Consider the following 12,633-nt stretch of genomic DNA (forward strand, 5'->3'; position numbering starts at 1 on the left):
CGCACCGTCGCGCAACGTGCCCGCTCGCCCGCGCCGCTCATCCGATTTCGATCGGTACATACAACCGCGAGCCGCCGCGTTGCACGAGCAGTGCGACGTTGCCGCGCGCGGCGTCGATCTCGGCCATCAGCGCACCGATGCTCGCGACCGGCGTGCCGTTGACCGACAGCACGATGTCGCCGGGCTGAAGGCCCGCGCGCGCCGCCTGGCCGCTCGCCTGCTCGACGACGAGCGCCTGGCTCATGCCGAGCCGCTGCCTTTCCTGCTCGGTCGCGGCGCGCAGCGCAAGCCCGAATCGCGCCGGCCCTTGCGCGCCGCCGGCCGGCGCCGCCCCGCTGTCGAACGCGCCGACCGTCGCGTTGACGTGCATCGCCCGTCCGGCGCGCCACACGAGCAGGTCGGCCTGCCGCCCGCCGCGCATGCCCGCGATCGCGCCGAGCAGGTCCGCCGATTCGGCGACGGGTTTGCCGTCGACCGCGAGCACGACGTCGCCCGCCCGCAACCCCGCATGCGCGGCCGGACCGTCGGGTTCGACCGTCGTAATCAGGGCACCGTCGGAGTTCGGCAGGCCGAACGAACGCGCGAGCGCCTGGCTCACTTCCTGCACGGCGACGCCGAGCCGGCCGCGCGTGACCTTGCCGGTGCGCAGCAGCTGGTCCTTCACGTCGAGCGCAATGTCGATCGGAATCGCGAACGCGAGCCCCTGATAACCGCCCGTCTTCGAGAAAATCATCGAGTTGATCGCGATCACGCGACCGTCGAGATCGAACAGCGGCCCGCCCGAGTTGCCGGGATTGATCGGCACGTCGGTCTGGATGAACGGAATCGCACGTTCGCCGGGCAACGAACGCGACTTCGCGCTGACGATGCCTTGCGTGACCGTGTTCGCGAACCCGTAAGGAGAACCGATCGCCATCACCCAATCGCCAACCTCGGTGCGCGCGGGGTCGCCGGTCGCGACGACCGGCAGGTTGCGCGCGTCGATGCGGATCACCGCGACGTCGGACACCGGATCGCTGCCGATCACGCGACCCGTGAATTGCCGCTTGTCGGTCAGCTTCACGTCGACGGTGGCCGCATCGCCTACTACGTGCCGGTTCGTCAGGATCACGCCGTCCTCGCTCACGATGAAGCCGGAGCCGAGGCTCACCTCCTCGCGGTTGCCGATGACGCGCCGCGCGAGAAACGGCGCGAGCGGATGATCGGGCGCGATGCCGGGCGGCAGCTGGATACCCATCTGCGTGACCTCGCGCGTGACGCTGATGTTGACGACGGCCGGGCCCACGCGTCGCACGAGCGCCGCGAAGTTGGGCAGCGCGAGGCTCGAGGCTACGGGACGATCCGCCGCCGATGCGGGCCGCTCGGCCGCCGATGTCGCGGCCGTCGCGGCCGTCGTCGCGATGCATGCGCATGCGATGGCCAACGCGCTCATCGTCGTTCGCGTCGCTACTGCGCGCCCGATGTTCATGCACGTGTTCACGTCGCGGCTCCTCGTCGGCTCCCGATGCTGGGCGCCATCATGGCTTCGGCGGCACCGCGACCGGTGCGTCGGGCCGTTGCGGCGTCACCGAGCGGCCCCAGTTCGAGCCGAAGCGATTCCGTTCGGTCGACAGGTTGAACGTGCCGAGTCGATTCGACGGCTGCTTCGACAACCGCTCCGAATCCGTCTGCGACGCACCGCCCGGTTGCGCATCGGGCGTCGGTTTCAGTTGCCGGCTCAGGCAGTCGTACGACAGCGCACGCTTGCCGTCCACTTCCGCGTCGACGCACACGGGCTTCGTAGCCGAACCGGGCTCGTCCGCCGCCGCGTGACCACCCTGTGCAAGCGCGCCGGCAACCGGCAGCATGCAAGCGAACGTCACCAGAACCTCCAGTCGCATCTTCATCCGCGCTTCCCCTCGATCATGGTCCGCCGATGTCCGTGCACTCGTCCGTTCATGCAAGCGCGCCGCGCGTCCTCGGCCGGGCGAGAAAGCGCTCGAACGCGGCGCGCTCGGTCGCGTCCACCGCAGGCGCGAGCGCGTCGGCGCTGCGCGCCCATGCGTCGCGCATCCCGTCGATCGGCTGCCAGGCCAGCACCTGCGCGCCCGTGGGATACGGCGTGACGACGGGTTCCCGATAATCGACGCGAAAGAGTCGCGGCGCATCGCCGCTCGCCGTCCACAGATCGCCGACGTCGCGCACGCTCGCATCGAACCAGAACCGCACCCAGCGCACCGTCGGCGCGAGCGCCGCGGCGCCGGGGGCAACAGCGGCCGGCGCGTCGCCGACAAGCGCATCGGGCACGCGCAGGAAGCCGGCCAGCACGAGCAGCACGGCCGCGAGATCGGCGTCGCGCAGCATCCGGTACGACCAGAGATCCGCGACGTCCATGCACGCGATCACCGCGATGAAACGCTCGATCGTCAGCGACGGCCACACGTGTCGCATCAGCGCGTAATGACGTGCCCATTGCACGACGAACGCGTCGCGATGACGTGCCGCCACCTGCGCGTCGCGCGAGCCGCGAATCGTGAGCTCGTCAGGCTGGTATTGCCGCGTCGTCAGCACGCATTGCGCCGAACAGCGCGCACTGCGGTGCCGTGCATGGCCGCCCGCGCCGGGCAGCGGCTCGAGCGCGCCGAAGCAAAGCGGGCAATGTGTCGGCCATTCGCCGGGCCGCCCCGGCCATGGATTCGCCTTCGGCAAACGCGGACGATCGGGTGCGGCGGCAGCGCGCCGCCGCCCCGGCGTGCGCGTATCGGGCGCCAGAGCGCGCGGCGTCGAACGGACGGGTGCCATGGGCGCCTACCGGGCAGCCGCGAGCGCTTTCTTCAGCGCGTCTTCGTTGATCGGTGCGTTCGCCGTCAGCTTCGCGAGATACGCCTGCGCGTTTTGTTGCGTGCGCTGCGCGCGCAGCATCGTGCGCACCTGTTCCTTCACGTCGGCGAGCGGGCGCGGCGCGGCCGCGCGTACCTCGAGCAGCTTCACGACATGGAACCCCGACGGCGTGCGGACAGGCGCCGACACCTGGCCCGGTTTCAGCCCGTCGGCCGCCTGCCGCACGGCCGGCAGCATCACCGAATCCGGCACGAAGCCGAGATCGCCGCCGTTTGCCGCGCTCGCCCTGTCCTGCGAATTCGCCTTCGCAATCGCCGCGAAATCGCCGGTGCGCGCGCGGTTCGCGAGATCGGTCGCGTGCTTGCGCGCGGCATCGAGCGTCGCGGCATCGGCATCGGGCGGCACGGCGATGTAGATCTGCGCGACGTGCAGCGCGCGCGGTGCGGTGAATGCCGCGCGATTGCGCTCGTAGGCCGACTGGATCTCGGCGTCCGACGGATAGTCGGCCGGCGGTGCGCTCACCGACGCGAGATAGCTGCGCACGACGATGTCGCGCCGCGCCTGCTCGATCGCCGCCTGCACCTGCGCGTCTTTCTCCCAGCCCTTCGATTTCGCCTCGGCGAGCACCGCCTTCTGCGCGAGCGTCGAGCGAACGATCTGGTCCAGCGCCGCCGGATCGGCCGCGAGCCGCTCGCGTCCTTCCGGGCTCACCGCCTTCAGCAGGCTCGCGATATCGGACTGCGTGACCGACGCCTGCGCGGCGTTTGCGATCACGTCGTCCTGCGCGTGCGCGGCGAGCGGCGCGGCCAGCATCAGGCCGCCGGCCATCAGCGCCAGCGTCTTCATCTTCGTCATCATGGTTCGACTGCCCTCTCGATTGCCGTCGTATCGCGCACGCCGCAGCGCGTGCGGCGTACGCGTCGTTACGTTCGTCGCCGCATCGGCTAGCGCAGGCGCGACAGCGCCATGCGCAGCACGATCGGCTGGGTCATCCCGTGCGGCGGCGCCGTGCCGATCGCGCGGCCGACGAGCACGTCGCGCAGCGCCGCATCGACCGCCGGATCGGCGGCCGGCGCGCTGTCCACGCGGGTCACGTGACCGCGCCGGTCGAGCCACGCGCGCACCGGCAGCATCAGCCGGTCGTCGCCGGTATCCGCGAGCCGGTCGGCCCAGCGGCCGACGTCCGCGCGCAGCCGGCATGCAGCCGCATCGTCGCCGTCGATCGCCGTCTGCAACCGCCGCGCGACACCGTCCGCATACGCGATCCATGCGGCGGGCGCGTCGGCCGCTGCCGTCGTGCGCGCCGCGAGTTGCACGCGCGCCCGCAGCAGCGTGCGCAGCGCGGCGCCGATCCAGTGGCCGGCGCGCCGGCTCGCAGCGATCATGACTGCGCCGCGACCTCGGGCGATGCCGCGACGGCGGGCGATGCCGCCGCGTCACCGCCCGCCGCCATGCGGGCCGCCGCTTCCTGCTCGGCCATCGCCGGACGGTTGCGCAGGTGCAGCAGGAATTCCTGGATCAAACGGTCCCACAGCTCGACCGTCGAGCGCAGGTGGCGCTCCGACACACCGCCCGCGACCACCACGTCCATCTCCAGCGCGAGAAACGCGCCGTGGCTCGCGAGACGCGCGAAGCGCTTGGTGCGGTTCCAGTTCGCGACGAGTTCCGCCGGCAAGTCGCCCTGCACCTGCAGCACGCACGACAGCGTGTAGTCGATGTACGGGAGCGCCGCGGCATCGGCGTCCTGCGGTGCGAGTGCGACGGCCGGATTGCCGAAGCGCACCGCGAAGCCGACACCCTGGCTCGCGCTCATCAATTGCATCGCGCCGTTCTGTTCGGCGATGGTCACGCGGTAGCCCGCGCGGCGCAGGATATCGGCGAGGTGCTCCGCGCTGATCGCTTCGATCGGTGCGTCATGTGCGGCGCGGTCGTCGGCGGTATTCGATTGCGTGTGTTGCATGTCTGTCTTCCCGGTGTTCAACGGATCGATCGGTTCAAGGCCTTGCTGCGGCCGGGTCACTGCGCACTCACGGATGCGGACGATGCGGCGGTTGCCGATGCGGGCGCCGCGGCCGGCACGCGTGCGGCCGGATCGTACTTGCCCGCATACAGCGCATCGCCGTAGCGTTGCGCGATCTCGTCGTACTTCACGCGCGCCGATTGCGCGAACGGCTGCCGCGACGCGAAGAACGTGCCGATTCCGACATGCTCGTATGCGTCGAGAATCTCGTGGCCGACGCGATACAGCTCGGCATTGTGTGCCTGGCAGGTTTTCAGTTGCGTGTCACGCGCGGCGATGTCCTTCTGCGCCTGTGCATGCTGCGCATCGCGCGCACGCGACACGGCGAGCAAGTCCTCGTACGACGCCTTGTACTTCGCAAGCGCGCGCGCATCCTGCTCGCGCCCCGCCCGCTCCGCCGCGAGCGCGCGTTTCGCGGCCGCTTCGGCGCCGGAATCGCCGCGCGCCGACGCAAGCTGCGCCTGCACGGTCTTCAACTGCGCAAGCGCATCGTCGCGCTGCTTCTCCGCGGCAGCCTTGTCGGCCTGCAATTGCGCCTGGTTGTCCTGCAGTTGGCGCAGTTCCTGCACGGTCGAGCGCAACTGGCTGCGCAACTTGTCCTCGATGCTCTGCGCGTGCGCGCCGCCGCCCGCGAACAGCAGCGCGGCCGCGAGCATCGTGCGATAGGTCGTGTTCATCCGCGGCTCCGGTCAGAAGCGAGCGTTGAGCTCGAGCTGCAGCACGTCGATCGAAACCGGCGGCCCGTACACTTCCTTCGAGCTCAGGTAGCGGGCCGATACCCACGTGTCGCGCGCGACCGCATACGCGGCGCCGATCACGTAACCGCGCGCGTTGGTGCCGCCGAGGTGGAAGTCCGGATCGTTGAACGCGTCGAGCACGGCGTCCGGCTGCAGGTACTTGTAGGCGATCGAGAAATTCCACTGGCCCTTCTCGCGCGGCTCCGGCTCGCCGATCGTCGCCTTCGCGAGGAAGCCGTTCGGACCGCTGCGGTAATCGGCGCGCGTCGCGTTCACCGACGTCGATTCGTAGTTGTTGACCGGCAGCGACGCGGCCGCGAACGCCTTGTTGTCGTTGTACGCGAGGTTGCGCACGTATTCGCCGTCCAGACGCAGCTTGATGCGATCGGCGACGACGGTGTCCCACTGCGCCTTCAGGTCGAGCAGCCGGTAGTTGTATGCGAGCCCGAACAGCTGCGGCTGCGGCGTCATCCCCGGGGCGAGGTTCGGGTTCTGCACGATGTTGCGCAGCGCGATCAGCGTGTTGCCGCCCTGCATGAACGCCGGTGCCTCGTTGTCGGTGCTGCAGCTGGTCGCGCCGAGGTACAGCGCGCACGGCGACGACAGCGTGCCGCGCATGTTCTGGAAGTCGTAGTACGCAACCGCGCCGCGCAACCGGTTCTTCGCGTCGATCTTCCAGTCGGCGCCGAACTGCGCGCCGAACATCCACTTCGTGTCGCTGCCGGCCTTGTCGGTGCTGTTGGACGGGAAGTTCTCGCTCGTGTACTGGATCGGAAACACGCCGAGCGTGCCGAACAGCGTGACGTCCGGATTCCACGGCAGCGCGTGACGCAGGTTCGCGGCGAGGCCGTCCATCATCAGGTCGTCGGAGAACACGAGGTCCGACTTGAAGAACGGGTTGTCGAAGCGGCCGGCCGTCAGGTTCAGCCATGGCGTCGGCCGATACGCGAAGAACGCCTTGTTCAGCCAGATGTTCTTCTTGCCCCAGCCGCCACCGGCCGTTCCCGTGGTCGAAACCGGGCCGTTGTCGTTGCCGCTCGCGAGCTGGAGACCGGCGATCATGTCGTCCGACAGCGTCGCCGTCACGCCCAGCCGCGCGCGATAGCGCAGCAGGTTGTTGCGGTTCTGCGTGGTGTTCTGCGTCGGCAGCTGCGTCGTGTTGGTGTTCGGATTGATGTCGAATCCGCCGCCCTGGTTGATCGCCGCGAAGTTCGTCACGTTGTTCGCGTTGCGGCTGCCGTAGAAGTGATATTCGTCGCGCACGCGCATGTCGCCGTCGAGCTTGATGCGCGACACCCAGTCGGGGAACGTGTTCGGCTGCGCCCAGTTCTCGGCCTTCGCCTGCGCGATCACCTCCTGCTTCACCTGGTCGCGGATCTGGTCGCGCACGAGCTGCGGCACGTACGGCACCGCGACGTCGCCCGGCTGCGTCGGCGGGTTGACCACGCCCGTGCCGGCCACGACCGCCGCGCCCGAGCCACGCGCGGCGCGCGCCTGCACGGCTTCGGTACGCGCCTCGGCGATCAGCTCGTTCGCATTCTGCTGCGTAAGCACGCCGCGCTTGACGAGCAGGTTGATCAGGTTGATCACCACGCTCTCCGTCGGCGCGGCCTTGCCCGACGCGGCCTGCGCGTCGAGCGACTGGCCGTGCGCGGCGGACGCGCACGCGAGCCCGAGCGTCAGCACCGCCGCGCCGACGCGCGACAGGCGCACGGGCAGCGCCCCGCTGCGGGGCACCGCACCCCGTCCGTTCATCTTGTGAATCATCGAAGCACTCCGAACAATTTCCGTTTCTTTTCCGGCAGCATCCGTGCGACGGACCTGCCCCGTGGATTCATTCGCCATTCGCGCGCGGTACGTCATGCCGGCTTGCGCCCCTGCAGCCTGACGAGCACCGGATACGCGGTCGAGGGCGGCGGCGCCTCGTCGACCCGCCCGAGCGACTCGACCGCCGCGACCACCGCCGCGTCGATCTTTGCGTCGCCGGTCGATTGCGCAACTGTCACCTTCGTGATGCGTCCGGACGCGTCCATCCACAGGTTCAGGCTGCCCGCGAAGCGCGCGCCGCCGGCTTCCTGCACGCCCTTGTCCTGCTCGATCGCGCGCTGCAGCACGTACACCATGTATTGCGCGTAGCTCGCATTGCCGAACTTGCCGCCTCCGCCGCTGCCGACCATCCCCGAGCCGTCGCCCGCGCCGATGTTGAAGCTGTCGGTGCCGGCCTGCGCCGGCGCGTTCATCGTCATCTGCTTCGGCTGGTTGTCCGACGGCTTCGGCGCCTCGGACGGCTTCGGTGCGATCGTCGGCCGCTCGACCGGCGTCTTGACCTCTTCCTTCACCTTCTCCGGCGGCGGCTTCTTCGGTGGCGGCGGAGGCGGCGGCGGCAACGGAATCACCGTCGTCACCTGCGGCGCGCTTGCGCGCTTCACGCCCGCCGTATCGCCCGCGAAATGCCAGATCAGCGCGGCGAGCGCCGCCAGCACGAGCGCGATCGCGACGGGCTTCACGTAGCGGCCGGGGCCCTTGTCAGGCGGGCCGCCGTTGTAGGTCATTTCCATCGCGCTAGCCGCCCTGCTTCGCCTTGCCGGTCACGAGGCCGACCTGCGACAGATCGAGGCGGCGCAGCAGGTCGAGCACGTCCATGACCTTCTGGTACTGCACGGCCGCGTCGCCCTTCAGCACGATCGGGAATTCCGGATTGCTCGCCTTCTCGGTGCGCAGCCGGCTCTCGAGTTCGTCCATCGTCACCGGGTACGCGTCGAGGAATACCTGGCCCGAATCGGCCACGGTGATCGCCTTCGTCTTCGGCTTCGCGAGGCTCGCCGACGAGCTCGCCTTCGGCAGATCGACCTTGATGCCCTGCACCGACGCGGTCGTCATGATGATGAAGATGATCAGCAGCACGTACGCGAGGTCGAGCATCGGCGTGATGTTGATGTCGTCGTACGGCTTGTCGTCGTCCTGAACCTGCATGGTGGTCTCCTGCGTGCGTTCAGTCGGCCAGCACCGCGTGATCCGGCGCGCGATGCGCTTCGGCGAGGCGCGTGACGAATTCGTCGACGAACACCTGCATGTTCGCGGTCACGTTCTTGTTGCGGATCAGCAGGTAGTTGTAGCCGAACAGCGCGGGAATCGCGACGAACAGGCCGGTGACGGTCGCGAGCAGCGCGGCCGCGATACCCGGGGCGATCGCGTTCACGTTCACGTCACCGGCTGCCGCGATCGCCGCGAACGTGATCATCACGCCGACCACGGTGCCGAGCAGGCCGAGGAACGGGCCGCCCGAGATCGCGATGGTCAGCAAAACCATCGATTTCGACAGCCGCTGGTTCTCGCGCACGAGCGTCGCGTCCATCGACGCGCGGATCGCCTCGATCGACTCGCTCGTGATCACGGTGCGGCCGTTGCCGTCCACGCGGCTGTGGATCTCGTGCACGCCGGCCTTGTAGAGCCGGTACAGCGACGACTGATACAACCGGCGCCCTTCGGCGCTCGCCTCATCGACATGCGCGAGACCGACCAGATGGCGTCCCGCCACTTCGCGAAAGCGCTGCACGAAATACTGGTTCGCCTTGTCGACCGTGCCGACGTAGCGCGCCTTGGTCCACATCACGATCCACGACACGAGCGCCATGCCGAGCAGGATCGTGATCACGACCCACGCGTCGACGGTCACCGACTGCACGATCACGCCGAAGTAACCGAAGCCGAAACCCGATTGCTTTTCGTCGGCGCCGTAAGCGACCAGCTTCGATTCCGAGCCCTGGGCCAGTGCATCGACCGCGAGCGCGGCGGGCGAACGCGCGATCTTCGACAGCCGCAGTTCGTCGAGCGTGCCCGTGTACGCGGCGAAGCCCGCCGGTGCACCCGCTGCATCGGCGCCGACCGTCGCCACGCCGTTCAGCGCGGGCAGTGCTGCCGCGACCTGCGTGGCCTGCTTGCCGTTTACGTAGACGGTCAGGTTCTTGCCGTCGGCCGTCACCGCGACGTACGTCCACTGGTTCGCGGCGACCGGCGACGCGGCCGGCGTGCGCACCGGCGCCGCGCTGCCGGCCGCGCCGTCGACTTGCGCGAACGGTACGCCGTTGTCGAGGCCGATCAGCAGCGCGTTGGCGCCGTCGCGGCGGCTGTAGAGCAGCGCATTCGGCGCGAGCGCGGCCGGCTTGACCCACGCGCTGAACGTGAAGCTGCCGCCTGCCGGCAGGTTCAGCGACGGGCTCGCGGGCAGCGTCAGCGATGCATTGCCGTCGAAGCGCGCGCCCTTGCCGACGATGCCGTCCTCGACCGTGCGGAACGTCGCGTTCTGCGCGTTGTTCGCATACGCGGTCATGTCCTTCGGCGGCGTGCCCGACGCGCCGTTGAAGTGGTAGACGAGCGTGTAGTCGGGATCGAACGTCTCGGCCGGCTTGCCGCCGTCCGGCGCCTTCTTGTTGCCGTAGTACATCCAGATCGATTCCGCGGCACCTGCCGGCATCTTCGGCACGTCGACCCAGATCAGCGCGACGCCGAGCACCGGGTCGTACTGTTCGACGTGGTAATTCAGCGGCGTCTTGTCGTCGGCCGCGACGAAGCGGATATCGGCGCCGTTGTCGGCCAGCCCGTCGAATTGGAAGTTGCCCGAATGCAGGCGGATCAGCAGCGGCACGCGGCCCGCCGAATCCGCGAGGTTCGCGCCTTTCGGGCTCGCGTCGATCGTGATCGCCTTTCGGTACGACCAGTCGTTCTGCCACCATGCGTTCGCGATGCCGGGCAACACGCCGAGCATCACCGCCAACAGGAAAAACAAGACTCGCTTCACGATCCACTCCCCGAATGTGCGGGCGCAGCGCTCGCCGCATCGCCCCGGCACGATCAAAAAAAATTCGTCAGAACCCCAGCCGTACGTAGAAATCGAAGCGCGGGCTGTACTGCCGCGTATAGACGCCCGCCTTCAACGGCCAGCCGGCCTCGAAGTCCGCGCTGGCGTACTTCATCAGCTGCAGTCGCGTGCCGACGCCGACGCTCATCAGGTTGAAGCGCGACGTCTGCTCCGGCAGCGGGCTGAGCAGCCACAGATGCGCGGCATCGAAGAACGCGTGGAACCGCCACTCGTTCACGCGGCTGCCGACGGCGCCGCCGAGCCACTTCGACAGCGACGGGCTGCGCAGCTCCAGCGACGCGATCACGCCGCTGTCGGCCGTGTCTTCCGCCTGCATGTAGCCGCGCACGCTATTCATCCCGCCGGCCGCGAACTGCTCGCTCGACACGAGCGGCGAGTTCGAGATCTGAGCGCTCACATGCGCGTTGGCCTGCATGTCGTTCGCGAAACGCTGCGTATGGTTGATGTCGAACTTGCCGTACACGAAATCCGGCGTCGCGTTGTAGCGCTTGTTGTCCCACGCGCCCCAGTCGCTGCCGAGGCCGCGGATGTTGGTGGTCAGCGACGCGGAGAACGACGTCTGCGAGTTCTTCAGGCTCAGCTGGCCGTTGTACGAGAACGTCACCGGCACGTAGGTCAGCGGCGCGGTGGACGTCTGGCCCACCAGGCTCACGTTCTCGTCGTAATGCTTGCGGTCGATCTCGATGCTGACCGAGTGCGCGTAAGTGTCCGACGCGGGCAGCGCGTAGATCGCGGTGAAGCCGTAGGTCGTGCCCTTGCCGAGCACGTTGGTGCCGCCGACCGATGCGACGTTGCTGTCCGAGTGCACGACGGTGGCGAGGAAGCTCCAGCGCGTGTCCTTGATCGGCGCGAGATACGAGAACGCGTACACGCGCGCATCGTTCGGGTGCTGCGGCGCGATCACGTAGGTGCCGGAAATCACGTGACCGAGCTGCCAGAGGTTCGAATAGCTGAGGCTTGCGCTCGTGCGCAGCGTCGACGTGCCGGGGCTGTTGTCGTTGTTCAGCTCGAGCGTGCCGTGCAACGGGCTGTGATCGTCGACCTTGAGATCGACGTCGACCGTCTGCGGCATCGCGCCCGGCTTGAGCACCGGAATCACCTGGCGGTCCGCCGAACGGTTCAGGTCGGTAAGCTGCTGCTGCGCCTCGTTGAAGTCGGGCACCTTGCCTTCGGCGAGTGCGGGCACCGCGTCGCGGATGTTTTGCGGCGAGTTGTATTGCGCGCCCTCGACGCGCAGCCTGCCCACCTTCGCCTCGGTCACCTGCAGCAAAATCACGCCGTTCTTCACCTGTTGCTGCGGCAGCTCGACGACAACCGACTGGTAGCCGCGCTCCTGATAGGCCTTCTGCAGCGCGTCGCGCGCCGCGTTCACGTCGGCGAGCGTACGGCCCGGCCCTTCGAACGGATAGACGGCCTTCTCGATCTCGAGCGTCGGCAGCGTCGTGTTGCCGCGCACGACGAACGCGTTCACGTCGAACGTCTGCGGCGCCGACGATCCCGACGCCGCGGCATTTGCGGCCGGCGTCGCGGCGGCTTCCTGCGCGCGGACGCCCGATGCGACGCACAGCCCTCCGGCCAGCACGGCGCAGGCCAGACATCGGCATTTCAGCCGCCATCGTTCGCGTGACTTGCGGTCTACTCTCGGCGGCATGCGCCATTCCCCTTTGTTGTTCCGGATCGCCGGACGGCCGCGCTGTACGAGCGGCCGCCCCGCTATCAAATGCCTGTTTCACTTTGATGACGATTTATTCGCCATCCTTATCATGGTCCGCGTGATGCGCTTCCTCGATTTGCATCACCGGCATCCGTCGCTACGATCGATGCACCGTTCGCGTGTTCGCCGCCATGCCGCGATAACGGAAGCGCTGTTCGGACAGGCTTGACCGTGTCTACCGGAAAGGACGAAACGTCGTCGGAAAACCCGCAATCGCCGACGCCGCTGCGTCGGACGCAAACACGCGGCAATCTCGCGCGGCACACCTGCTTGCCGCTCTCACCTACCTAGACGGAACGAAGCACGCATTGCCGCAAACTTTTTTGCGCGGACCACCCGCGCGACGCCAATGGCGTGCGGCCTGCAATGCGCGCACGGCGGAAACCCGCGCGCGCTCGCGCGGGATGCCGTACAGGAATGTGCGTGGCCCCCGTTTCGTGTGCGTATCGCCTGCACGGCCGTA

Annotated in this window: 13 protein-coding genes; 1 reads left to right on the forward strand and 12 read right to left on the reverse strand. The window is 68.4% G+C overall.

The annotated features are described in order from the left end of the window. Positions 1 to 37: 37 nt before the first annotated feature. The 12 genes from WS51_RS06825 to WS51_RS06880 form a co-directional block, all read right to left on the reverse strand. Positions 38 to 1,432: a Do family serine endopeptidase gene (locus WS51_RS06825; protein ID WP_236872340.1), complete on the reverse strand. Its 1,395-nt coding sequence runs from the start codon at positions 1,430 to 1,432 to the stop codon at positions 38 to 40. A gap of 85 nt (positions 1,433 to 1,517) precedes the next feature. Next, positions 1,518 to 1,886: a hypothetical protein gene (locus tag WS51_RS06830; protein ID WP_230958547.1), complete on the reverse strand. Its 369-nt coding sequence runs from the start codon at positions 1,884 to 1,886 to the stop codon at positions 1,518 to 1,520. A gap of 49 nt (positions 1,887 to 1,935) precedes the next feature. Further along, on the reverse strand, positions 1,936 to 2,781 hold the full coding sequence (locus tag WS51_RS06835; protein ID WP_069228843.1) for a hypothetical protein: 846 nt from the start codon (positions 2,779 to 2,781) through the stop codon (positions 1,936 to 1,938). A 6-nt stretch (positions 2,782 to 2,787) separates the two neighbouring features. Continuing rightward, positions 2,788 to 3,678: a peptidylprolyl isomerase gene (locus WS51_RS06840; RefSeq protein WP_059774211.1), complete on the reverse strand. Its 891-nt coding sequence runs from the start codon at positions 3,676 to 3,678 to the stop codon at positions 2,788 to 2,790. Positions 3,679 to 3,764: 86 nt separating this feature from the next. Next, a complete protein-coding gene (locus tag WS51_RS06845; RefSeq protein ID WP_059507661.1) occupies positions 3,765 to 4,205 on the reverse strand; it encodes a hypothetical protein in 441 nt (146 codons plus the stop codon). Beyond that, positions 4,202 to 4,780 (reverse strand): YbjN domain-containing protein, encoded by a 579-nt coding sequence (locus tag WS51_RS06850; RefSeq protein WP_069229147.1) that lies wholly within the window; start codon positions 4,778 to 4,780, stop codon positions 4,202 to 4,204. Before WS51_RS06850 ends, WS51_RS06845 begins: the two co-directional genes overlap by 4 nt. Positions 4,781 to 4,836: 56 nt before the next feature. Next, positions 4,837 to 5,517 carry a coiled-coil domain-containing protein gene (locus tag WS51_RS06855; RefSeq protein ID WP_059943247.1) on the reverse strand — a complete coding sequence of 227 codons (681 nt, stop codon included), beginning with the start codon at positions 5,515 to 5,517 and terminating at the stop codon, positions 4,837 to 4,839. Positions 5,518 to 5,529: 12 nt separating this feature from the next. Continuing rightward, positions 5,530 to 7,344, reverse strand: a complete 1,815-nt coding sequence (locus WS51_RS06860; protein ID WP_060022402.1) for a putative porin — start codon at positions 7,342 to 7,344, stop codon at positions 5,530 to 5,532. A 92-nt stretch (positions 7,345 to 7,436) separates the two neighbouring features. Next, positions 7,437 to 8,135: an energy transducer TonB family protein gene (locus WS51_RS06865; RefSeq protein ID WP_059507665.1), complete on the reverse strand. Its 699-nt coding sequence runs from the start codon at positions 8,133 to 8,135 to the stop codon at positions 7,437 to 7,439. A gap of 4 nt (positions 8,136 to 8,139) precedes the next feature. Continuing rightward, positions 8,140 to 8,550: an ExbD/TolR family protein gene (locus tag WS51_RS06870; RefSeq protein WP_059451059.1), complete on the reverse strand. Its 411-nt coding sequence runs from the start codon at positions 8,548 to 8,550 to the stop codon at positions 8,140 to 8,142. Between the two features lie 19 nt (positions 8,551 to 8,569). Then, positions 8,570 to 10,375: a DUF2341 domain-containing protein gene (locus WS51_RS06875; protein WP_069229149.1), complete on the reverse strand. Its 1,806-nt coding sequence runs from the start codon at positions 10,373 to 10,375 to the stop codon at positions 8,570 to 8,572. A gap of 67 nt (positions 10,376 to 10,442) precedes the next feature. Continuing rightward, positions 10,443 to 11,927: a ShlB/FhaC/HecB family hemolysin secretion/activation protein gene (locus tag WS51_RS06880; protein WP_236872341.1), complete on the reverse strand. Its 1,485-nt coding sequence runs from the start codon at positions 11,925 to 11,927 to the stop codon at positions 10,443 to 10,445. Here WS51_RS06880 and WS51_RS32815 point away from each other — a divergent pair. Next, complete coding sequence (locus tag WS51_RS32815) at positions 11,899 to 12,339, forward strand: hypothetical protein (RefSeq protein WP_236872342.1); 441 nt, start codon at positions 11,899 to 11,901, stop codon at positions 12,337 to 12,339. The genes WS51_RS06880 and WS51_RS32815 overlap by 29 nt on opposite strands. Positions 12,340 to 12,633 lie beyond the last annotated feature (294 nt).

It is taken from the genome of Burkholderia territorii, from assembly GCF_001718335.1.
Taxonomy (GTDB): Bacteria; Pseudomonadota; Gammaproteobacteria; order Burkholderiales; family Burkholderiaceae; genus Burkholderia; species Burkholderia territorii.